Consider the following 20,656-nt stretch of genomic DNA (forward strand, 5'->3'; position numbering starts at 1 on the left):
GCCGCCCCCTTATCCGTAAGACCAGTCCAGTGCCGAACCGCGGCTGCGTGCCGCGCCGACACAACGAGGTTGCCGTACCTATGCGCCACGCTGAAGGAGCCCGCGGTGAGTGCTGACCAGACGCTTGCCTTCGACCCGAGCTGTCACATCTTCACCGGATGCGGCTTCCCGGCGCCGGGCCTCCACACGTTCATGTACGAGCCCATCGCCACCATCGGCGGCTTCGAGCTGACCAAGCCGATGCTGCTGGCGCTGCTGGGCTCGGTCCTGATCGTCGGGTTCTTCTGGGCCGCCTTCGCGAAGCCGAAGCTGGTCCCCGGCAAGCTCCAGATGGTCGGCGAGGCCGGGTACGACTTCGTGCGCCGCGGCATCGTCTACGAGATCATCGGCAAGAAGGACGGCGAGAAGTACGTCCCCTTCATGGTGTCGCTGTTCTTCTTCGTCTGGGTCATGAACCTCTGGTCGATCATTCCGCTCGCCCAGTTCCCCGTGACCTCGCTGATCGCCTTCCCGGCCGGTCTCGCCCTGATCGTCTACGTGATGTGGGTCAGCCTCACCTTCCGGAAGCACGGCTTCGTCGGCGGCTGGAAGAACATCACCGGCTATGACAAGTCGCTCGGTGCGATCCTGCCGCTGATCGTCTTCCTCGAGTTCTTCTCGAACCTGATCATCCGGCCGTTCACGCACGCGGTGCGACTCTTCGCGAACATGTTCGCGGGTCACCTGCTGATCGTGATGTTCTCGCTCGCGAGCTGGTACCTCCTGAACGGCATCGGCATCGCCTACGCGGCCACGTCGTTCGTGATGGTCATCGTCATGACCGCGTTCGAGCTCTTCATCCAGGCCGTCCAGGCGTACGTCTTCGTCCTCCTGGCCTGCAACTACGTGCAGGGCGCGCTCGCCGAGCACCACTGATCGGCCAAGGCCCAGCCACCCCAAACCACCAGACGTCCGGTGGCCAACCCCCACCGGATCCTTGAAAGAGAAGGAAGAACCGGCATGTCCGCTCTCGACAACCTCGCCGCGCTGACCGGAAACGTCGCCTCCATCGGTTACGGCCTCGCGGCCATCGGTCCCGGCGTCGGCGTCGGCATCATCTTCGGTAACGGCACCCAGGCCCTCGCCCGTCAGCCCGAGGCGGCCGGCCTGATCCGTACCAACCAGATCATGGGTTTCGCCTTCTGTGAGGCGCTCGCCCTCATCGGCATCGTCATGGGCTTCGTCTACCCGTCCTAATCGGCCGGTCGACAGCCCAACCCCTTTCACGGAAGGCACTGATGTGAACGCTCTGTTCCTTGCGGCAGCGGAGGAGCCCCAGCCTCCTCTGATCCCGCATCTCGACGAGCTCGTCATCGGCCTGATCGCCTTCGTCATCGTCTTCGGCTTCCTGGCCAAGAAGCTCCTCCCGAACATCAACAAGGTTCTGGACGAGCGTCGCGAGGCCATCGAGGGCGGCATCGAGAAGGCCGAGTCGGCCCAGATCGAAGCCCAGAGTGTGCTGGAGCAGTACAAGGCTCAGCTCGCCGAGGCCCGCCACGAGGCCGCGCGGCTGCGTCAGGAGGCGCAGGAGCAGGGCGCCGCGATCATCCAGGAGATGAAGGCGGAGGGCCAGCGCCAGCGCGAGGAGATCATCGCGGCCGGCCACGCCCAGATCGAGGCCGACCGCAAGGCCGCGGCGAGCGCGCTGCGTCAGGACGTCGGCAAGCTCGCCACCGACCTGGCCGGCAAGCTGGTCGGCGAGTCCCTCGAGGACGTCGCCCGCCAGGGCCGCACCATCGACCGCTTCCTCGACGAGCTCGAGGAGAAGGCCGAGGCCGCCCGATGAACGGAGCGAGCCGCGAGGCACTGGCTGCCGCACGCGAGCGACTCGACGCGCTGACCGACAACACGTCGGTCGACGCGGCGAAGCTCGCCGGTGAGCTGGCCGCCGTCACCGCGCTGCTCGACCGCGAGGTGTCGCTGCGTCGGGTCCTGACCGACCCGGCGCAGTCCGGCGAGGCCAAGGCCGAGCTCGCCGCGCGACTGCTGAGCGGTCAGGTGGGCGGGGAAGCCGTCGACCTGGTCTCCGGCATGGTCCGTTCCCGATGGTCGTACTCGCGTGACCTGGTCGACGCGCTCGAGGGACTGGCGAACACCGCCGACCTCACCGCGGCGCAGCGCACCGGCGCGCTCGACGACGTCGAGGACGAGCTGTTCCGGTTCGGCCGGATCGTCGCGTCCAGCACCGAACTGCGGGCCGCGCTGACCGACAAGGCCGCCACCGCGGCCGCCAAGGGCGAGCTGCTGCGCAGCCTGCTCGGCGGCAAGGCCCACGCGGCCACGGAGCGGCTGGTCGTGCGTCTTGTGACGCAGCCGCGGGGACGTAGCCTGGAGGCGGGACTCGAGTCCCTGTCCAAGCTGGCCGCGGGGCGCCGGGACCGGATGGTCGCGGTCGTCACCTCGGCGGTGCCGCTGAGCGATCAGCAGAAGCGGCGTCTCGGAGCCGCGCTGGCCAAGCTGTACGGCCGCCAGATGCACCTGAACCTCGACGTGGACCCCACGGTCCTCGGCGGGATCTCGGTGCGGGTCGGCGACGAGGTCATCAACGGCACGGTCGCAGGCCGCCTCGAAGAGGCGGCACGGCGGCTGGCCGGCTGACCAGGCCACCAACACAACAAGCGTTACCTACGGCCCAGTTGGGTCGTGCAGAGGATGCAGAAGTTCTGGGGGGAGCCCCCAGATCCCCCAAAGAAACTTCGGGCCCAACAAGGAGAGCAGGGAACCCAGATGGCGGAGCTCACGATCCGGCCGGAGGAGATCCGGGACGCGCTGGAGAACTTTGTCCAGTCGTACAAGCCGGACGCGGCCTCGCGCGAGGAGGTCGGTACGGTCAGCCTTGCCGGCGACGGCATCGCGAAGGTCGAGGGGCTGCCCTCGACCATGGCGAACGAGCTGCTGAAGTTCGAGGACGGCACCCTCGGCCTCGCCCTCAACCTTGAGGAGCGCGAGATCGGTGCCATTGTCCTCGGTGAGTTCAGCGGCATCGAGGAGGGCCAGTCGGTCACCCGCACCGGCGAGGTCCTGTCCGTCGCCGTCGGCGAGGGCTACCTGGGCCGGGTCGTCGACCCGCTCGGCAACCCGATCGACGGCCTCGGCGAGATCGAGACCAGCGGTCGCCGCGCCCTTGAGCTGCAGGCCCCCACGGTCATGCAGCGCAAGTCGGTGCACGAGCCGATGGAGACCGGCTACAAGGCCGTCGACGCGATGACCCCGATCGGCCGTGGTCAGCGTCAGCTGATCATCGGTGACCGCCAGACCGGCAAGACCGCCCTGGCCGTCGACACGATCATCAACCAGCGCGACAACTGGCGCTCGGGCGACCCCAAGAAGCAGGTCCGCTGCATCTACGTCGCCATCGGCCAGAAGGGCTCCACCATCGCGTCCGTGCGCGGCGCGCTGGAGGAGGCCGGCGCCCTGGAGTACACGACCATCGTCGCCGCCCCGGCGTCCGACCCGGCCGGCTTCAAGTTCCTGGCGCCGTACACCGGCTCCGCCATCGGTCAGCAGTGGATGTACGAGGGCAAGCACGTCCTCATCATCTTCGACGACCTGTCGAAGCAGGCCGACGCCTACCGCGCCGTGTCGCTGCTGCTGCGCCGCCCGCCGGGCCGCGAGGCCTACCCGGGTGACGTCTTCTACCTGCACTCGCGTCTGCTGGAGCGCTGCGCCAAGCTCTCCGACGAGATGGGTGCCGGTTCGATGACCGGTCTGCCGATCGTCGAGACCAAGGCCAACGACGTCTCGGCGTTCATCCCGACCAACGTCATCTCCATCACCGACGGCCAGTGCTTCCTGGAGTCCGACCTGTTCAACGCCGGTCAGCGTCCGGCCCTGAACGTCGGTATCTCGGTCTCCCGCGTCGGTGGCTCCGCCCAGCACAAGGCCATGAAGCAGGTCTCCGGCCGTCTGCGCGTGGACCTCGCCCAGTTCCGCGAGCTGGAGGCGTTCGCCGCCTTCGGTTCCGACCTGGACGCCGCGTCGAAGGCCGCCCTGGAGCGCGGTAAGCGCATGGTCGAGCTGCTGAAGCAGCCGCAGTACCAGCCGATGTCGACCGAGAACCAGGTCGTCTCGGTGTGGGCCGGCACCACGGGCAAGATGGACGACGTCCCGGTCGTGGACATCCGTCGCTTCGAGCGCGAGCTGCTGGACTACCTGCACCGCGACCACAAGGGTCTGATGACCTCGATCCGCGAGGGCGGCAAGATGTCCGACGACACCCTCACGGCCGTCGCGGACGCCATTACCGCGTTCAAGAAGCAGTTCGAGACGTCGGACGGCAAGCTGCTGTCCGAGGACGCCCCGGCCGCCCCGGCCGCCGTCAACGTCTCGAAGTGACGACGGAAGGGACCTGACTCATGGGAGCGCAGCTCCGGGTCTACAAGCGTCGCATCCGGTCCGTCACCGCGACGAAGAAGATCACCAAGGCGATGGAGATGATCGCCGCCTCGCGCATCGTCAAGGCGCAGCGCAAGGTGGCGGCCTCCACGCCGTACGCGACCGAGCTCATCCGCGCGGTCACGGCGGTGGCGACCGGGTCGAACACCAAGCACCCGCTGACCACGGAGGCGGAGACGTCGACCCGTGCCGCGGTCCTGCTCATCACGAGCGACCGCGGTCTGGCCGGCGGCTACTCCTCCAACGCCATCAAGCAGGCCGACCGGCTCATCGAGCGGCTGCGCGGCGAGGGCAAGGAGGTCGACACGTACATCGTCGGCCGCAAGGGTGTCGCCTACTTCGGCTTCCGCGAGCGCAAGGTCGCGGAGTCGTGGACCGGCTTCACCGACAGCCCGAGCTACGCGGACGCCAAGAAGGTCGCCGCTCCGCTCATCGCGGCCGTCCAGCAGGACACCGCCGAGGGTGGCGTCGACGAGCTGCACATCGTCTTCACGGAGTTCGTGTCGATGATGACGCAGATGCCGGTGGACAACCGGATGCTGCCGCTCAGCCTCGAGCAGGCGGCCGAAGGCGACGGTGGCAAGGGCGAGATCCTTCCGCTGTTCGACTTCGAGCCTTCGGCGGAGGACGTCCTCGACGCCCTGCTGCCGCGGTACGTCGAGAGCCGGGTCTACAACGCCCTGCTGCAGGCCGCCGCCTCCGAGCACGCGGCCCGCCGCCGGGCGATGAAGTCGGCCACCGACAACGCGGGTGAGCTGATCAACACGCTCTCCCGACTTGCCAACGCGGCCCGCCAGGCCGAAATCACCCAGGAAATCAGCGAGATCGTCGGTGGCGCCAGCGCTCTGGCCGACGCGACCGCGGGGAGTGACAAGTAATGACGACCACTGTTGAGACGGCCGCCGCCACGGGCCGCGTCGCCCGGGTCATCGGCCCGGTCGTCGACGTGGAGTTCCCCGTCGACGCGATGCCGGAGATCTACAACGCGCTGACGGTCCAGGTCGACGACCCGGCCGAGGCCGGCAAGCGCAAGACGCTGACGCTCGAGGTCGCCCAGCACCTCGGTGACGGCATCGTCCGCGCCATCTCCATGCAGCCCACCGACGGTCTGGTCCGCCAGGCCCCGGTGACCAACACGGGCGTGGGCATCTCCGTCCCCGTCGGTGACTTCACCAAGGGCAAGGTGTTCAACACCCTCGGTGAGGTGCTGAACCACCCCGAGGAGAACGCCAACGTCGGTGAGCGCTGGCCGATCCACCGCAAGGCCCCCGCCTTCGACCAGCTCGAGTCCAAGACCGAGATGTTCGAGACCGGTCTGAAGGTCGTCGACCTTCTCACCCCGTACGTCAAGGGTGGAAAGATCGGTCTGTTCGGTGGCGCCGGTGTCGGCAAGACCGTGCTGATCCAGGAAATGATCATGCGTGTCGCCAACCTCCACGAGGGCGTCTCCGTCTTCGCGGGCGTCGGTGAGCGCACCCGTGAGGGCAACGACCTCATCGCGGAGATGGAGGAGTCCGGCGTTCTGGACAAGACCGCCCTGGTCTTCGGCCAGATGGACGAGCCCCCGGGCACCCGTCTGCGCGTCGCCCTGGCCGGTCTGACCATGGCGGAGTACTTCCGCGATGTGCAGAAGCAGGACGTGCTCTTCTTCATCGACAACATCTTCCGGTTCACCCAGGCCGGTTCCGAGGTGTCCACCCTGCTCGGCCGTATGCCGTCCGCGGTGGGTTACCAGCCGAACCTGGCCGACGAGATGGGTCTGCTGCAGGAGCGCATCACCTCGACGCGTGGTCACTCGATCACCTCGATGCAGGCGATCTACGTCCCCGCGGACGACCTGACCGACCCGGCCCCGGCCACCACGTTCGCCCACCTCGACGCGACGACGGTTCTGTCCCGTCCGATCTCGGAGAAGGGCATCTACCCGGCCGTGGACCCGCTGGACTCCACGTCCCGCATCCTGGACCCGCGCTACATCGCGCAGGACCACTACGAGGCCGCGATGCGTGTCAAGGGCATCCTGCAGAAGTACAAGGACCTCCAGGACATCATCGCGATCCTCGGTATCGACGAGCTGGGCGAGGAGGACAAGCTCGTTGTCCACCGTGCCCGTCGCGTCGAGCGCTTCCTGTCGCAGAACACCCACGCGGCGAAGCAGTTCACCGGCGTCGACGGTTCGGACGTGCCGCTCGACGAGTCGATCGCCGCGTTCAACGCGATCTGCGACGGTGAGTACGACCACTTCCCCGAGCAGGCCTTCTTCATGTGCGGTGGTCTTGAGGACCTGAAGAAGAACGCCAAGGAGCTGGGCGTCTCCTGAGCATCGTGCTCATGAAGGGGGCGGGTCCGTCCCGCCCCCTTCTGTACGCCCCGTAGAATTGACCCAACACCCGGCGCAACGGCCGGGTGGTGACCCGAGGAGCCACCCTTGGCTGCTGAGCTGCACGTCGAGCTGGTCGCCGCGGACCGGAGTGTCTGGTCCGGCGAGGCCACCCTGGTCATCGCGCGCACCACGTCCGGCGACATCGGCGTCATGCCCGGCCACCAGCCGCTGCTCGGTGTGCTGGAGTCGGGCCCGGTGACCATCCGTACGAGCGAGGGCGGGACCGTCGTCGCCGCCGTCCACGGCGGTTTCATCACGTTCGCCGACAACAAGCTGTCGCTGCTCGCGGAGATCGCCGAGCTGGCGGACGAGATCGACCCCCAGCGCGCCGAGCGTGCGCTGGAGCGCGCGAAGGCCGAGTCGGACGCCGCCGCCGAGCGGCGCGCCGACGTCCGGCTGCGTGCGGTCGCGACAGCGGTACGCTGACGCGCCGCGCCGACAGTTGTGCCCTCAGCCGCGGCCTCGGCTGGAATCATCCAGACCGGGCCGCGGCTGAGGCGATGCGGGTGCAGGTTGTGATCCGATACGGATTCCGATACGGGACGATGCGAGGAGGTCGGTGGAGATGTTCCTCGCTCTGCTTGTGAGCGCCCTGGTCGTCGCACTGGTGGTGATCGGGCTCTTCGTCTTCGGGCTGCGCCGGCGGCTGATCCAGCGGTCCGGTGGCACCTTCGACTGCAGCCTGCGCTGGAACGTCCCGGAGGGCGGCGACCTCTCCGGCAAGGGCTGGGTGTACGGCGTCGCCCGCTACAGCGGTGATCGCATCGCCTGGTTCCGCGTCTTCTCGTACGCCCCCCGCCCGCGCCGTGTCCTGGAGCGCTCGGGTATCGAGGTGCTGGCACGCCGGATGCCGGAGGGGGAGGAGGAGCTGGCGCTCCTCTCCGACTCGGTGGTCCTCGGCTGCCTGCACCACGGCACGCGTCTGGAGCTGGCGATGAGCGAGGACGCCCTCACCGGGTTCCTGGCCTGGCTGGAGGCGGCACCGCCCGGCCAGCGAGTCAATGTGGCGTGAAGTCCGCGCACGAGTAAGGAGCCGCACCCGTCGGGGTGCGGCTCCTCGTCGTTGCGGGGTTACTTCAGGCCGTTGCTGATCGCGCCGACCAGCTCGCCGTTGCTGGTGTCACCGCTGAACTCCCAGAAGAACGCGCCGCCCAGGCCCTGGCTCTTCGCCCACGTCATCTTGGAGGTGACGGTGGCCGGGGTGTCGTAGCTCCACCAGTTGGTGCCGCAGTGCGCGTAGGCGGTGCCGGCGATGGTGCCATTGGCCGGGCAGGACGTCTTGAGGACCTTGTAGTCCTCGATGCCCTGCTCGTACGTACCGGCCGCCGGGCCCGTCGCGGTGCCGCCGGGCTCCTTCTGCGTCACGCCGGTCCAGCCGCGGCCGTAGAAGCCGATGCCGAGGAGCAGCTTGGCGGACGGGACGCCCTTGGCCTTGAACTTGGCGATCGCCTCGGCGGAGTTGTAACCGGCCTGCGGGATGCCCGGGTACGAGGTCAGCGGGGAGTGCGGGGCCGTCGGGCCCTTCGCCGCCCAGGCGCCGAAGAAGTCGTACGTCATCACGTTGTACCAGTCGATGTACTGCGCCGCGCCGCCGTAGTCGGCCGCGTCGATCTTGCCGCCGGACGAGGCGTCGGCCGTGACGGCCGCGGTGACCAGGTTCTTCGTACCGAACTTGGCGCGCATGGCCTTCATCATGTTCGTGAAGGCGGCCGGGCCGCTGGTGTCGCACGACAGACCGCAGGCGTTCGGGTACTCCCAGTCCAGGTCGATGCCGTCGAAGACGTCGGCCCAGCGCGGGTCCTCCACCAGGTCGTAGCAGGACTGGGCGAAGGCGGTCGGGTTCTGCACGGCCTGGCCGAAGCCGCCGGACCAGGTCCAGCCGCCGAAGGACCACAACACCTTGATGTGCGGGTACTGGGCCTTCAGCTTGCGCAGCTGGTTGAAGTTGCCGCGCAGCGGCTGGTCCCAGGTGTCGGCCTTGCCGTCGACGGACTGGTCGGCGGTGTAGGCCTTCTCGTAGTCGGCGAAGGCGTCACCGATGGTGCACTTGCCGCCCTGGACGTTGCCGAAGGCGTAGTTGATGTGCGTGATCCTGGCCGCGGAGCCGGACGTCACCAGGTTCTTCACGTGGTAGTTGCGTCCGTAGACGCCCCAGTTGGTGAAGTACCCAAGGTTGATCTTGGATCCGGGGGCCGGGCCGGGGCCCGGGTCGGTGGAGCCGCCGGTGGTGCGCACCGCGCGGGCGCCGCTGACGGGACCGGTCTGGTCGGCGGTGTCGCGGGCCTGGACGGAGTACGAGTAGTCGGTACCCGCGGTCAGGCCGGTGTCGGTGTACGTCAGGCCCGTCACCGTGGCGACCTTGGCGCCGCCGCGCAGCACGTCGTAGTTCTTGACGCCCTTGTCGTCGGTGGCCGCGGTCCAGCTGAGCTTCACCGAGGTGTCGGTGATGTCCGACGCGGTGGGGGTGCCGGGCGCGGAGGGCGGGGTGTCACCGGGGACACCGGGGCCGCCGTCGCACGAGCCGCCGTTGATCTTGCATCCGGTGGGGGAGCCGGTGCCGGTGCCGTTGAAGCCGAAGGAGACGGAGGCGCCGGGGGCGAGGGTGCCGTTCCAGCCGACGTTCTTGGCGGTCCAGTGGGTGCCGCTGTTGGTGACGGTGGCGTCCCAGGCGGAGGTGACGGACGTGCCGGAGGGGAAGTCCCACTCGACGGTCCAGGAGGAGAGGGTGGTGGTGCCGGTGTTCTTCACCGTCCACCTGCCCTCGAAGCCGGATCCCCAGTCCGAGGCCTTGGTGTACGTGGCGGTCGCGGAGGTCGCGGCCTGTGCGGGGGAGGCGAGGCCGACCATGGCGGCCAACGGGAGCAGCAGCGCGGTGACGCCGGCTGCGGCTCTGGATCGGAACCCAGGTCTGAAACTGAACCTGCTCAACGGTGCTCCTCGATTCGCGGACGGGCTGGGTGGGTCGTCCCGTGAACAGTGCGTGCCGCGAGAGTAGGAAGGTCTGGACCAATCGTCAATAGGTCCAGACCACAGGAGCCGTTGAGCGGGGGCGCCGGCGTCAGACCCCCAACTCCTGAGCCAGCACCGCCGCTTGCACCCGGCTGCGCAGTTCCAGCTTCCCCAGCAGGCGGCTGACGTGCGTCTTCACCGTCGCCTCGGCCATGTCCAGCCGCACCGCGATCTGCGCGTTCGACAACCCCTCACCCAGGCACGACAGCACCTCCCGCTCCCGCCGCGTGAGCACGTCCAGCACGGACGGGTCCGGCGCGTTCCCGCCCCGCGACGCGGGCCGCGCCACCGCCGCGAACTCCGCGATCAGGCGCCGCGTCACCGCCGGGGCGATCAGCCCCTCACCGCGCGAGACCGTCCGTACCGCCTCGATCAGATCCTTCGCCTCCGTGTTCTTCAGCAGGAACCCGGCCGCCCCGGCCCGCAGCGCCCCGAAGACGTACTCGTCCAGGTCGAACGTCGTCAGGACGAGGACGTCGGCCAGACCCTCGCCCACCACCTGCCGCGTCGCCGAGACCCCGTCCAGCAGCGGCATCTGAATGTCCATCAGGACGAGGTCGGGCCGCAGCTCGCGCGCCAGGCGCACCGCCTCCTCGCCGTCCCCGGCCTCCCCGACGACCTCGATGTCCGGGGCGCTGCCCAGGATGAGGACCAGTCCGGCGCGCACCGCGCCCTGGTCCTCCGCGACGAGCACGCGCGTCCGCGCGCCCGGGGTGTTCGTCATGCCGATGGCTCCTTGTCGTCCTCCCGTACGGGCAGCACCGCCCGTACCCGCCAGATCTTCTCGCCCCACTCCTCGACCGGACCCGCCTCGAAGGCACCGCCCAGCAGGGCGATCCGCTCCCGCATCCCCACCAGCCCGGCCCCCGAACCCGGTGCCCGCGGCCCCGGCCGGGCGCCGCCGAACGGGCTCGTCACCTCGACCGTCAGCCCGTGGTCGGCCGAGCGGAGCGTGACCGCCACCTCACCCGGGTCGGCGTGCTTGAGCGTGTTGGTCAGCGACTCCTGCACGATGCGGTACGCCGCGAGCTCGACGGGCGCCGGGAGCCGTGCGTCCGGCGTGCGGTCGTCGGCCAGCCGGAACGTCAGGCCGCTCGCCGCACCGCTCGTTCGTGCCTGGCGCACCAGGGCGTCCAGACCGTCGAGGGTCGGGGCGGCGGCCGGCTCGTCATGGCCGCCGCTGTCCCGCAGCAGACCGATCAACCGGCGCATTTCGGCCAGCCCCTCGACGCTGTTCTCGCGGATGACACCGAGCGCGTCACGCGAGGTCTTCGGGTCGTCCAGCGACAGCGCGGCGGTGGAGTGGATGGCGATCGCGGACAGGTGGTTGGCCACCATGTCGTGCAGCTCGCGCGCCATCCGGGCCCGCTCCGCGATCACCGCCTCCCGCCGGTCCATCTCGGCCAGCAGCGCGGTCTGCTCCGCCCGCAGCCGGGCCGCGTCGGCGGCCTGGCGGTGGTTGCGGACAACCGCTCCGGTGATCGCCGGGAAGAACGAGATCAGCGACGTGACCACGCCGATCAGCAGGGCCTCCGGCCGGCGGAACCAGGCCAGGAAGCCGATGGTGACCACGATGGTGATCAGACCGGTGGTGACCGGAATACGCCGGGCCGAGGCCGGAGGGCCGTACACCACGGCGGCGTAGACGATGTCGGCGAACATCACGACGGTCAGCAGATTGCCGCGGGTGAACTGGTCGCCGACGACCGCGACCGTACCGGCGAGCAGCGCCGTCCGCGGCATGGTCCGGCGCACCAGGGCCAGCGCGGTCATGGTGAGGAGCGGCACCAGCACCACCGGTCCGTCGGGCAGCCCGGTGCCCGGCCCCTGCGTGTGCAGCCCGAACGACCACAGCACCAGCCCGCAGACCAGGCCGGCGGCGGCGATCAGCGCGTCGTCGCGATGTGTACGGGGGAGTGTCACGGATCCATCCAACACGCCGCGGGCCGCCCGGACCTCGCCGTGCGGGCGGAGCGTCGACTACATCGAAGGATGCAGTGCGATTCGTCACCGGCGACGACGAAACCGCGCGCGGCGGCCGGGAGGCTGGAGGGGTGCCGAAGGGAGAGTCGCCGTGATCGTCGCGCTGATCGTCATCTGTGAGGTCGGTTTCTGGGTGCTGCTGGCCGCCGGCCTCGCCGCCCGCTACCTGCTGAAGCGGCCCCGGACGGGCGCGGCGCTGCTCCTGTGCGAGCCGCTGCTGGAGGTCGTCCTGCTGGTCGTCACCGCGATCGACCTGAAGAACGGCGCCGACCCGAGTGCGAAGCACGGCCTGGCCGCGCTGTACATCGGCTACACCGTCGGCCACGGCCACCGCACGGTGAAGTGGCTGGACGGCCACGCCGCCCACCGTCTCGCCGGCGCCCCGCGCCCGCCCGGCCCCCCGCGCCACGGCATGGCCCGCGCCCGCCACGAGGGCCGGATCTGGCTCGGCACGCTTCTGGGTGCGGCGGTCGCCACCGCCCTGCTCTGGCTCGCCGTCCTGTACGTCGACGACCCGAGCCGCACCGGTTCGCTGGAGCAGTGGATGACCGTGGCGTGGCGGGCGGCCGGCGTCCACGGCCTGATCGCCCTCACGTACGCGATCCGGCCGAAGAAGCCACCGAAGCCGGAGCCGGGGAAGGAACTGGAGGAGGGGCCGGAGGAGACCCCGGCCCCGGCCGGCGCCGCCCCCCGCCGACCCTCCCGCTAACGCTCTCCGCCCGGCACCCACAGCACGTCGCCGACCTCCTTGTTCGCCGCCCGAGCCAGAATGAACAGCAGGTCGGACAGCCGGTTGAGGTACGTCGCCGTCAGGGCGTTCATCGTCTCGCCGTGCACCTCCAGCGCCGCCCACGTCGAGCGCTCGGCGCGGCGGACCACCGTGCACGCCTGGTGCAGCAGCGCGGCGCCCGGCGTGCCGCCGGGGAGGATGAACGAGCGGAGCTTCTCCAGGTCCGCGAGGAAGCGGTCGCAGTCCGCCTCCAGCTTGTCGATGTACGACTGCTCCACGCGCAGCGGCGGGTACGCCGGGTCCGGCACCACCGGCGTCGATAGGTCCGCGCCCACGTCGAACAGGTCGTTCTGGACGCGGACGAGGACCTTGACGACCTCCGCGTCGAGGCCGCCCAGTGCGATGGCCGTGCCGATGACGGCGTTGGCCTCGTTGGCGTCGGCGTACGCCGCGATCCGCAGATCGGTCTTGGCGGTCCGGCTCATGTCGCCGAGGGCCGTGGTGCCCTTGTCCCCGGTGCGGGTGTAGATGCGCGTCAGATTGACCATGCGGCCAGCCTAGGCTCCGGCTTCGCGGAAGACACGTGTGCCGGCCGTCACGCCGGCCGCCGCGCACCCCGCGGCGACCGGCACGTCCGCACAGCCGTCGGTGAGGGCGGCGCACCGTCCCGGCGCGCCGACCCACGGCCGGAAACCGATGACCGGAAACCGGCTCGGTGACCTGACGCACCACCGAAAAGTGTGATGTCCGCCAGGTGAGACGTGACGCGCATCTCTTCCCGGCCCGGCGACCCCTCACGGGCGCTAATCTCCGGGCGAGAGCCCAAAAGTAAACAGGTGTTAAGGGGTAGATCGTGGCCAGGAAGCTCGCCGTCATCGGGGCCGGACTCATGGGGTCCGGCATCGCGCAGGTCTCGGCCCAGGCGGGCTGGGAGGTCGTGCTGCGTGACGTCACCGACGCGGCCCTGACCCGCGGCACGGACGGCATCAAGGCCTCGTACGACAAGTTCGTCTCCAAGGGCAAGCTGGACGCCGCCGACGCCGAGGCCGCCCTCGCCCGCATCACCACGACCACCGACCTCGACGCCGCCGCCGACGCCGACATCGTCGTCGAGGCGGTCTTCGAGAAGCTGGACGTCAAGCACGAGATCTTCCGTACGCTCGACAAGCTGGTTCGCGACGACGCCGTCCTCGCCTCCAACACCTCCGCCATCCCGATCACCAAGATCGCGGCCGTGACGGAGCGCCCGGAGCGGGTCGTCGGCACCCACTTCTTCTCGCCCGTCCCGATGATGCAGCTCTGCGAGCTGGTGCGCGGCTACAAGACGAGCGACGAAACCCTCGCCACCGCGCGGGAGTTCGCCGAGTCCGTCGGCAAGACCTGCATCGTCGTCAACCGCGACGTCGCCGGGTTCGTCACCACCCGGCTCATCTCCGCACTCGTCGTCGAGGCGGCGAAGCTGTACGAGTCGGGCGTCGCCTCCGCCGAGGACATCGACATCGCCTGCAAGCTGGGCTTCGGTCACGCGATGGGGCCGCTCGCCACCGCCGACCTGACGGGCGTCGACATCCTGCTCCACGCCACCAGCAACATCTACACCGAGTCCCAGGACGAGAAGTTCGCGCCGCCGGAGCTGATGCGCCGGATGGTGGACGCCGGTGACATCGGCCGCAAGAGCGGGCAGGGCTTTTACAAGCACTGAGCCGAATCGACCGTTTCGCCATCACCCTGCGGGGTGAATTCGGTCTCGGTTCGCTTACAGGGCGCAACTGGTCAGCCGGTACGGCAGTCAGTTGTTGCATAGAGAAGACTGACGACCACCGCACTCTCGGGGAGCGCATATGCACATCAGGGGCGACCACGCCGAGCTGGTCGTCGGGGGCCGCCTCGACGTCCGCAGCGCGGCGGACGCCCGTACGGTCCTGCACTCGGCCGTCGACGACGGAGCCGGCGACCTGGTGCTCGACCTGACCGGCCTCGACTCCTGGGACGCCACCGGGCTCGGGGTCATCATGGGCGCTCACCGGCGAGCGGGGCGCTGTGGCCGCCGGCTGGTGCTGCGGGGCGTACCGCCCCAGATGCAGCGCCTGTTGGTGGCCACGCGGCTGCACCGCATCCTCGCCATCGAGGGCGGCATCGCCGCCGAAACGTTGCCCCGCGTCTGAAAACGCCCAGGGTGTCGCAGGCTTCCCGAGCCCGCCGCAGGTGCACAATCCTCACGAGACCGTGACGTCTTGGGCGGCCCGGCACCCCGACTGTTCCCGGACACCGGGCGAACGTCTAGGGTTCGGTCGCCCGCTGATTGACGGACCCACCCGGCGGGCACCGGACCAGAAGCGACAGCGGCGTGCGGAACGGCCGGAGGGGCTTCGGCGCGCACCGCTTTTGGGGGGCACAACCATGGACCCGATGAACCGACGGCCGGAAGAGCACGGCCATGACAACGATGACAACCGAGGCGGCGAGAGCGGCGCGACCCCCGCGGGCGGTGCCGCACACCACGACGCCGCGCGCGACCGTACCGGGGAACGCACCGGTGACCGGAGCGCGCCACCCGGGCCCGCCCGCACCGCGCAGCTCGTCTCCGGCGACTTCCTGCTCACCATCAACCCCATAGACGGCAGCGAGATCGAGCCCTGTCAGCCCGGACGGCAACCGGCGCCACCGGGCCGCCATACCGCCGAGGAGCGGGCCGATCTCGCCCGCGCGGCCGGCCCGCCCGTCCCTTCGGGCCCCGCCGCCCGCCACCTGACGCTCCTGGAGCGCAAGGAGGAACGCGAGCGGCTGGTACGGCTCCTCGCGCGCGGCCGTTCCGTCCGGCTCACCGGGCCGTCCGGCTCCGGCCGTACGGCGCTGCTCGACGCCGTCGCCACCGACTGCGCCGACCTCGCCCCCGACGGCGTCGTACGGCTCTCCGGCCACCACCGCACGCCCACCGAGCTGCTGTACGAGCTCTTCGCCACCGTCCACCGCGCGCCCGGCCACCGCCCCGACCGCGCCGGACTGCTGGCCGCCGTGCACGACATCGGCGCGGTCGTCGTCGTCGACGACCTGGAGTTCGGCGGCTCCGCGCTGGACGAACTGCTCGACGCCACCCCCGAGTGCGCCTTCCTGCTCGCCGCCACCCCCGACGTCGCCGCGCCCTCCCCCGATGCGCAGCTCGAAGAGGTCTTCCTCGCCGGGCTGGGCCGCGGCTCCGCGCTGGAGCTGCTGGAGCGCGCCGTCGACCGGCCGCTCACCGACGACGAGGCGAACTGGGCGGGCGACCTCTGGTTCGAGTCCGAGGGCCTGCCCCTGCGCTTCGTCCAGGCCGGCGCCCTGCTGCGCCAGCGCGACGAGCTGCGCGCCGGGCCGGCGGAGGACGACGCCCCCGACGACGAGGTCTCCGGCGACGCCGAGGTGTTCGCGGGCGGCCGTGACGTACCGCTGCCGACCCTCGGTGAAGGCGCCGCGCCCGCCGCGGTGCTCGCCGCCCGGCTCTCCGAATCGGCCCGCGAGACCCTGCGGTTCGCCGTCGCGCTCGGCGGTGAGGTGCCGCACCAGGCCCACCTGCCGGCGCTGGTCGGCGACACCCACGCGGACGCCGCGCTCACCGAACTGCTCGGCTGCGGGCTGCTCACCCCCGTCGGCTCCCGCCACCGGCTGGCGTCCGGCGTGCGGGCCCAGCTCGTGGAGGCCGGGTACGACGAGGGCGCGGTCGGCCGCGCCCACACCGCCGCCCAGCACTACGCCTGGTGGGCCGCCCATCCGTCGGTGACCTCCGAGCGGGCGGCCGCCGAGTCGGACGCCGTGCTCGCGGCGATGGCCGCGCTGGTGCCCACCGGGGAGGCCGGGCACGCGAGCGCCGCGGTGCTGCTGGCGCGCAGCGCGGCGCCGGCCTTCGCCGCCGCGCTGCACTGGGGCGCCTGGGAGCGGGCGCTGCGCACCGGCCAGGAGGCCGCCCGCATTTCCGGCGAAGTGGCCGAAGAGGCCTATTTCCACCACGAATTGGGTGTCCTCGCGCTGTGTGCCGGGAACCTGGAGCGGGCCCGCGCCGAGCTGGAGGCGTCGATCGGCATGCGCGGCGCCCTCGCCGACAAGCGCGGCACGGTCGCCGGACGGCGCGCCCTCGCACTGGTCGTCGACCGCGAGCGCGGACCGCTGTTCGGCGCGCGGACCGCGGCGGGGGAGGAGGTGCCCTCGGCGCGGTACGAGGAGTCGGCGTCCCCGCCCGGCGGCGTACCGCCCACGACGCCCGGCCTGCCGTACCTGCCGGGCCTGTCCCGCGAGCCGTCCACGCCCGTCGCGCGCCAGGACGCGCCGCGGCCGGCCGCGGCCAAGGCGGGGCCCACGCCCCGCCCGGCGCCCCGCCCCGTGGCACGGTTCGCGGTCCTCGCCGGCGCCCGGCGCAACGTCGTGGCGGCCGGTGCGGGCGCCCTGCTCGCCGCCGTCCTCGGCACCGTCGTGACGCTCGGCGCCACATCGGGCGGCGGTGAGAGCGAGGGCGGCGGTGCGGACCGGGTCACGACGGACCGGACGACCGACGTGGGCGGCGGTGACAGCGGTTCGAACGGCGACGAGCCGGGCCAGGACTCCACGCACCGGCCGGGTGGCGCGGCCACGGGCGGCTCCGGCGGCTCGGGTGGCACCACGGGCGGCCCGGGCTCCTCCGCCCGGCCCGGCGAGAGCCGGTCCGCCGAGCCCACGGCGTCGGACAGCGGTTCGCCGTCGGCGACGCGCGGCTCCACGACGACGGGCGGTACCACCACCGGCGGCCCGTCGACGGGCGGGAGCACCACCGCCTCGCCGACGACGAGCGGTTCGCCGACGAACGGGGGCAGCAGCTCGCCGACGACGAGCGGTTCGCCGACGAACGGGGGCAGCAGCTCGCCGACGACGAGCGGTTCGCCGACGAGCGGCGGCAGCAGCTCCCCGACCACCAGCGGCTCCACCACCACCGGGTCCGAGACCACGGGCTCCACCACGACCGGTACCACCACGGGCACCACCTCCGGTACGACCACGACCGGCAGCGGTGACGGCGGCACCGACCCGTCGGGCGGCGCGGGCGGCGGAACCACCAGCGGCGGCGCGGACTCGTCGGGCGACACGTCCCCGGACTCCTGACGCGACGACGGCTCGCGCCGTCGCACGGACACGCGTACGGCCCCGGACAGGGTGACCTGTCCGGGGCCGTACGCGTACCTCAGAACAGCCGCAGCTTGTCGTCCTCGATGCCGCGCAGCGCGTTGTAGTCCAGCACCACGCAGCCGATACCGCGGTCCGTCGCCAGCACGCGCGCCTGTGGCTTGATCTCCTGCGCGGCGAAGACGCCCTTCACCGGCGCCAGGTGCGGGTCGCGGTTCAGCAGCTCCAGGTAGCGGGTGAGCTGCTCGACACCGTCGATCTCGCCGCGCCGCTTGATCTCCACCGCGACGGTCACGCCGTCCGCGTCCCGGCACAGGATGTCCACCGGTCCGATGGCGGTCGGGTACTCGCGGCGGATCAGCGAATAACCGTCGCCCAATGTCTCGATCCGGTCGGCGAGCAGCTCCTGGAGGTGCGCTTCCACGCCGTCCTTGATGAGACCGGGGTCGACACCGAGCTCGTGCGACGAGTCGTGGAGGATTTCCTCCATCGTGATGATCAGTTTCTCGCCCGCTTTGTTCACGACCGTCCAGACGCCGGCTTCCCCTTCGGCGCCTTCCTTGATCGTGCACGGTGGGGACATCCAATTGAGCGGCTTGTACGCCCGGTCGTCCGCGTGGATGGAGACGCTGCCGTCTGCCTTGACCAGGATCAGACGGGGGGCGGAGGGCAGGTGGGCGGTGAGCCGGCCCGCGTAGTCCACGGAGCAGCGGGCGATGACGAGACGCATGGTCGGCAACGCTACAAGACACACGCTCTTCCGCGCGATTCGGGCCTAAACCCCCGTACAGGCATGGCCGGTTGTGGTCCCAATCTCCTGGTGCGGTCCGGACAGCGCGCTTACCGTGGAAGCGGGAGGTTGTCGCCCGTGCACTCTGCGTGGCGTACGGGGGGCGTCCCCCTTCCCTGCCCGTAAGACTCCGGTACCCCGGGGTCGCGAGAGGAGAACCCATGTCGCTCGACGTCTCACCGGCGCTGTTGGAACAGGCCGAGCGAGGCGAGGTCGACGAAGCCGACTTCGTCGACTGCGTCCGGACCTCCCTGCCCTACGCATGGGAGATGATCAGTTCTCTGGTGGCTCAGTTGAAGGTGGACGGGGGTGCGTTTGCCGACAATCAGACGCCGCCGCCGGACGAGCAGGCACGCGGTCAGCTGCTGCGTGCGCTCGCGAGTGACGCGATCCGGGGTGCGCTCCAGCGGCACTTCGGGGTCCGTCTGGCGTTCCAGAACTGCCACCGCGTCGCGGTGTTCCCGCTGGATTCCTCGGTGGACGAGCGGCTCGCCCGCTTCACTTCCGTACGGGCCCAGCTGCTGAACCAGTCGCCGGAACTGCGCGACTGCTGAGGCTTGTGCTGCCGCTCCTGCCACCGCTCCGCCGCGCGGGGGGTGCATCCGGTGCCGGAGCGGCAGCATCGACGCGCTCAGCGCAGCAGCGGCAGGACCTCGGTGCCGAGCCGTCGTACGTTCTCCTCCGTGGCGGCCACGTCACCCGAGCCCTCGGCGAGCAGCGCGAAGCGCGTGATGCCCGTCCGCTCGGAGGTCGCCGCCAGCCGGTCCGCCGCCCCTTTGACCGTGCCCACCGGGTGCAGCCGGCACAGCAGCTCCGTGTACGCCACGGGGTCGCGCATCGTCCGGTGCCGGCCGTCGACGGTCACATGGGCGTCCAGCCCCTGCTTCAGCCAGCCGGGCATCGCCTTCAGCAGCGCCTCCGCGGCGTCCGCCGCGCGGTCGGCGATCTGCGCCACGCCCGCCGAGACGTGCCCCGCGGCGGCGCGCGCGATCACCTCCGGCGCATGACCGGCGGCGCGCGCCTCCGTGCGCCACAGGGCGACCATCTCGGCCTTCTCGTCGTCGCCGCAGTGCATGCCCAGCAGCATGGGCAGGGCGCGCTCGGCTGCCAGCTTCACGCTCGCCGGCGAGGTGCAGGCGAGGATCGTCTCCGGGACGGGGTCCCCGTCGATCAGCTCGTCCGGCCTCGGCACGACGGCGACGTCACGGAACCGGTGGCGCGGGCCGTCCGCCGACACGCGGGGCTCGCGCAGCCAGCGCAGCAGCAGATCCAGCGACTCGGGGAAGTGCTGCTCGTACGCCGCGAGGCCCGAGCCGAACACCTCCAGGTCCACCCAGGGCCCACCCCGGCCGACCCCGAGCGTGAACCGCCCGCCGGACGTCAGGTGCAGCAGCGCCGTCTGCTCGCCGAGCGCCACGGGGTGCGCGGTCGGCAGCACGCTGACGGCGGTCCCCACCCGGATGCGGCGCGTACGCCCGAGCAGCAGCGCGGCCAGGGTGATGGCCGAGGGGCACACGCCGTACGGCACGAAGTGGTGCTCGGCCAGCCAGACCGCGTCCAGCCCCGCCTCCTCGGCGACCTCGGCGGACCGCACCGCGCGGTGCAGCGACTCGCCCTGGCCCTGGCCGGGAAACTGGGCGGCCAGTACAAAAGTTCCCACACGCATCGCCTGATGCCTCCTAGCGGCCGACGCGACTCCCCTCGCAGGCATCAACGCCTGGCAGGTGCCAAAGGCAACGGCCACGGCGCGAGTTGTTGCGATTTTCCGGTAACTGGCGCTGCCGTAGGCTTGACGGGCCCTGTTCGCGCCTGCCCCCCGTGAGGTGTCCGTGTCCCCGCGCCGCAACCGCCCCCGTGGCGGCGAGAAGCCGATCGAGCGCGCCGGCGAGGCGGGGGACAGATACGGCGGCTTCCAGCGCACCGAGCCGTGGCGGGGCGAGGAGTGGTCCGTGCGGCCCGTGGCGGGTGCGAGCGCGGCCGGAAAGCGGTACCGGTGCCCGGGCTGCGACCAGGAGATCCCGTCCGGTGTCCCGCATGTGGTGGCCTGGCCGGAGCACGGCGGCGTGGAGGACCGGCGCCACTGGCACAAGGCGTGCTGGAACGCGAGGGACCGCCGCACCTCGCGGGTGCAGCGGTCCCGTAACGCGCCCAGGTACTGAGCCCTCACCGGCCGGTGATCAGGGGCCGGTGAAGGCCGCGC

Annotated in this window: 21 protein-coding genes; 15 read left to right on the forward strand and 6 right to left on the reverse strand. The window is 70.9% G+C overall.

What is annotated here, in order from left to right; translation table 11 throughout:
• Positions 1 to 105 precede the first annotated feature (105 nt).
• From atpB to ABZZ38_RS10885, 9 genes are all read left to right on the forward strand, one after another.
• On the forward strand, positions 106 to 915 hold the full coding sequence (gene atpB, locus ABZZ38_RS10845) for a F0F1 ATP synthase subunit A (RefSeq protein ID WP_356737994.1): 810 nt from the start codon (positions 106 to 108) through the stop codon (positions 913 to 915).
• Positions 916 to 999: 84 nt separating this feature from the next.
• On the forward strand, positions 1,000 to 1,236 hold the full coding sequence (gene atpE, locus ABZZ38_RS10850; RefSeq protein WP_356737996.1) for an ATP synthase F0 subunit C: 237 nt from the start codon (positions 1,000 to 1,002) through the stop codon (positions 1,234 to 1,236).
• Positions 1,237 to 1,279: 43 nt separating this feature from the next.
• Positions 1,280 to 1,825, forward strand: a complete 546-nt coding sequence (locus ABZZ38_RS10855) for a F0F1 ATP synthase subunit B (RefSeq protein ID WP_356737998.1) — start codon at positions 1,280 to 1,282, stop codon at positions 1,823 to 1,825.
• Positions 1,822 to 2,637 carry a F0F1 ATP synthase subunit delta gene (locus ABZZ38_RS10860; RefSeq protein ID WP_356738000.1) on the forward strand — a complete coding sequence of 272 codons (816 nt, stop codon included), beginning with the start codon at positions 1,822 to 1,824 and terminating at the stop codon, positions 2,635 to 2,637. The genes ABZZ38_RS10855 and ABZZ38_RS10860 overlap by 4 nt, the downstream gene beginning before the upstream one ends.
• Positions 2,638 to 2,766: 129 nt before the next feature.
• Entirely contained in the window at positions 2,767 to 4,374 is a 1,608-nt protein-coding gene (atpA, locus tag ABZZ38_RS10865; RefSeq protein WP_356738002.1) for a F0F1 ATP synthase subunit alpha, read from the forward strand.
• 20 nt (positions 4,375 to 4,394) lie between these two features.
• Positions 4,395 to 5,312: a F0F1 ATP synthase subunit gamma gene (locus ABZZ38_RS10870; RefSeq protein ID WP_356738003.1), complete on the forward strand. Its 918-nt coding sequence runs from the start codon at positions 4,395 to 4,397 to the stop codon at positions 5,310 to 5,312.
• Positions 5,312 to 6,754 carry a F0F1 ATP synthase subunit beta gene (atpD, locus tag ABZZ38_RS10875; protein ID WP_356738005.1) on the forward strand — a complete coding sequence of 481 codons (1,443 nt, stop codon included), beginning with the start codon at positions 5,312 to 5,314 and terminating at the stop codon, positions 6,752 to 6,754. Before ABZZ38_RS10870 ends, atpD begins: the two co-directional genes overlap by 1 nt.
• Positions 6,755 to 6,862: 108 nt before the next feature.
• A complete protein-coding gene (locus ABZZ38_RS10880) occupies positions 6,863 to 7,243 on the forward strand; it encodes a F0F1 ATP synthase subunit epsilon (protein WP_356738007.1) in 381 nt (126 codons plus the stop codon).
• A gap of 139 nt (positions 7,244 to 7,382) precedes the next feature.
• Complete coding sequence (locus ABZZ38_RS10885; protein ID WP_356738009.1) at positions 7,383 to 7,829, forward strand: DUF2550 domain-containing protein; 447 nt, start codon at positions 7,383 to 7,385, stop codon at positions 7,827 to 7,829.
• A gap of 59 nt (positions 7,830 to 7,888) precedes the next feature.
• Here ABZZ38_RS10885 and ABZZ38_RS10890 read toward each other — a convergent pair whose 3' ends face one another.
• From ABZZ38_RS10890 to ABZZ38_RS10900, 3 genes are all read right to left on the reverse strand, one after another.
• Positions 7,889 to 9,745, reverse strand: coding sequence for a glycoside hydrolase family 18 chitinase (locus ABZZ38_RS10890; protein ID WP_356738011.1), 1,857 nt, complete (start codon positions 9,743 to 9,745; stop codon positions 7,889 to 7,891).
• A gap of 130 nt (positions 9,746 to 9,875) precedes the next feature.
• Positions 9,876 to 10,550, reverse strand: coding sequence for a response regulator transcription factor (locus tag ABZZ38_RS10895; RefSeq protein WP_356738013.1), 675 nt, complete (start codon positions 10,548 to 10,550; stop codon positions 9,876 to 9,878).
• Positions 10,547 to 11,749 carry a histidine kinase gene (locus ABZZ38_RS10900; protein ID WP_356738015.1) on the reverse strand — a complete coding sequence of 401 codons (1,203 nt, stop codon included), beginning with the start codon at positions 11,747 to 11,749 and terminating at the stop codon, positions 10,547 to 10,549. The genes ABZZ38_RS10895 and ABZZ38_RS10900 overlap by 4 nt, the downstream gene beginning before the upstream one ends.
• Positions 11,750 to 11,900: 151 nt before the next feature.
• On the opposite strand from ABZZ38_RS10900, the gene ABZZ38_RS10905 reads away from it, so the two are divergent.
• Positions 11,901 to 12,518, forward strand: coding sequence for a hypothetical protein (locus tag ABZZ38_RS10905; protein ID WP_356738017.1), 618 nt, complete (start codon positions 11,901 to 11,903; stop codon positions 12,516 to 12,518).
• Here ABZZ38_RS10905 and ABZZ38_RS10910 read toward each other — a convergent pair.
• The gene (locus ABZZ38_RS10910) at positions 12,515 to 13,087 is read right to left on the reverse strand and encodes a cob(I)yrinic acid a,c-diamide adenosyltransferase (protein ID WP_356738019.1); all 573 of its coding nucleotides are present in this window, start codon (positions 13,085 to 13,087) and stop codon (positions 12,515 to 12,517) included. The genes ABZZ38_RS10905 and ABZZ38_RS10910 overlap by 4 nt on opposite strands.
• Before the next feature lie 305 nt (positions 13,088 to 13,392).
• Between ABZZ38_RS10910 and ABZZ38_RS10915 the strand changes: the two genes are divergently transcribed.
• The 3 genes from ABZZ38_RS10915 to ABZZ38_RS10925 all read left to right on the forward strand — a co-directional run bounded on the left by ABZZ38_RS10915 (position 13,393) and on the right by ABZZ38_RS10925 (position 17,645).
• A complete protein-coding gene (locus ABZZ38_RS10915) occupies positions 13,393 to 14,241 on the forward strand; it encodes a 3-hydroxyacyl-CoA dehydrogenase family protein (RefSeq protein WP_356738021.1) in 849 nt (282 codons plus the stop codon).
• 139 nt (positions 14,242 to 14,380) lie between these two features.
• On the forward strand, positions 14,381 to 14,704 hold the full coding sequence (locus tag ABZZ38_RS10920; RefSeq protein ID WP_031073773.1) for an STAS domain-containing protein: 324 nt from the start codon (positions 14,381 to 14,383) through the stop codon (positions 14,702 to 14,704).
• 235 nt (positions 14,705 to 14,939) lie between these two features.
• Positions 14,940 to 17,645, forward strand: coding sequence for an ATP-binding protein (locus ABZZ38_RS10925; RefSeq protein ID WP_356738023.1), 2,706 nt, complete (start codon positions 14,940 to 14,942; stop codon positions 17,643 to 17,645).
• A 79-nt stretch (positions 17,646 to 17,724) separates the two neighbouring features.
• Here the strand turns inward: ABZZ38_RS10925 and nucS are convergent, their stop codons facing one another.
• Positions 17,725 to 18,396, reverse strand: a complete 672-nt coding sequence (gene nucS / locus ABZZ38_RS10930) for an endonuclease NucS (RefSeq protein WP_356738025.1) — start codon at positions 18,394 to 18,396, stop codon at positions 17,725 to 17,727.
• Positions 18,397 to 18,617: 221 nt separating this feature from the next.
• Between nucS and ABZZ38_RS10935 the strand changes: the two genes are divergently transcribed.
• Positions 18,618 to 19,010 carry an SCO5389 family protein gene (locus ABZZ38_RS10935; RefSeq protein WP_356738027.1) on the forward strand — a complete coding sequence of 131 codons (393 nt, stop codon included), beginning with the start codon at positions 18,618 to 18,620 and terminating at the stop codon, positions 19,008 to 19,010.
• Between the two features lie 77 nt (positions 19,011 to 19,087).
• Here ABZZ38_RS10935 and ABZZ38_RS10940 read toward each other — a convergent pair whose 3' ends face one another.
• Positions 19,088 to 20,122 (reverse strand): LLM class flavin-dependent oxidoreductase, encoded by a 1,035-nt coding sequence (locus ABZZ38_RS10940; protein ID WP_356738029.1) that lies wholly within the window; start codon positions 20,120 to 20,122, stop codon positions 19,088 to 19,090.
• Between the two features lie 163 nt (positions 20,123 to 20,285).
• Here ABZZ38_RS10940 and ABZZ38_RS10945 point away from each other — a divergent pair, with 163 nt between their 5' ends.
• On the forward strand, positions 20,286 to 20,615 hold the full coding sequence (locus ABZZ38_RS10945; RefSeq protein WP_356738031.1) for an ATP/GTP-binding protein: 330 nt from the start codon (positions 20,286 to 20,288) through the stop codon (positions 20,613 to 20,615).
• The last annotated feature ends 41 nt before the right edge of the window (positions 20,616 to 20,656 follow it).

It is taken from the genome of Streptomyces sp. NPDC006368 (genome assembly GCF_040612535.1).
In the GTDB taxonomy this organism is placed as follows: Bacteria; Actinomycetota; Actinomycetes; order Streptomycetales; family Streptomycetaceae; genus Streptomyces.

Bases quoted from the DNA above. Each gene is read 5' to 3' on its own strand.
- atpE (WP_356737996.1), top strand. From the start codon at position 1,000: ATGTCCGCTCTCGACAACCTCGCCGCGCTGACCGGAAACGTCGCCTCC.
- ABZZ38_RS10860 (WP_356738000.1), top strand. From the start codon at position 1,822: ATGAACGGAGCGAGCCGCGAGGCACTGGCTGCCGCACGCGAGCGACTC.
- atpA (WP_356738002.1), top strand. From the start codon at position 2,767: ATGGCGGAGCTCACGATCCGGCCGGAGGAGATCCGGGACGCGCTGGAG.
- ABZZ38_RS10870 (WP_356738003.1), top strand. From the start codon at position 4,395: ATGGGAGCGCAGCTCCGGGTCTACAAGCGTCGCATCCGGTCCGTCACC.
- atpD (WP_356738005.1), top strand. From the start codon at position 5,312: ATGACGACCACTGTTGAGACGGCCGCCGCCACGGGCCGCGTCGCCCGG.
- ABZZ38_RS10885 (WP_356738009.1), top strand. From the start codon at position 7,383: ATGTTCCTCGCTCTGCTTGTGAGCGCCCTGGTCGTCGCACTGGTGGTG.
- ABZZ38_RS10895 (WP_356738013.1), bottom strand. From the start codon at position 10,550: ATGACGAACACCCCGGGCGCGCGGACGCGCGTGCTCGTCGCGGAGGAC.
- ABZZ38_RS10910 (WP_356738019.1), bottom strand. From the start codon at position 13,087: ATGGTCAATCTGACGCGCATCTACACCCGCACCGGGGACAAGGGCACC.
- ABZZ38_RS10920 (WP_031073773.1), top strand. From the start codon at position 14,381: ATGCACATCAGGGGCGACCACGCCGAGCTGGTCGTCGGGGGCCGCCTC.
- ABZZ38_RS10925 (WP_356738023.1), top strand. From the start codon at position 14,940: ATGGACCCGATGAACCGACGGCCGGAAGAGCACGGCCATGACAACGAT.
- nucS (WP_356738025.1), bottom strand. From the start codon at position 18,396: ATGCGTCTCGTCATCGCCCGCTGCTCCGTGGACTACGCGGGCCGGCTC.
- ABZZ38_RS10935 (WP_356738027.1), top strand. From the start codon at position 18,618: ATGTCGCTCGACGTCTCACCGGCGCTGTTGGAACAGGCCGAGCGAGGC.
- ABZZ38_RS10940 (WP_356738029.1), bottom strand. From the start codon at position 20,122: ATGCGTGTGGGAACTTTTGTACTGGCCGCCCAGTTTCCCGGCCAGGGC.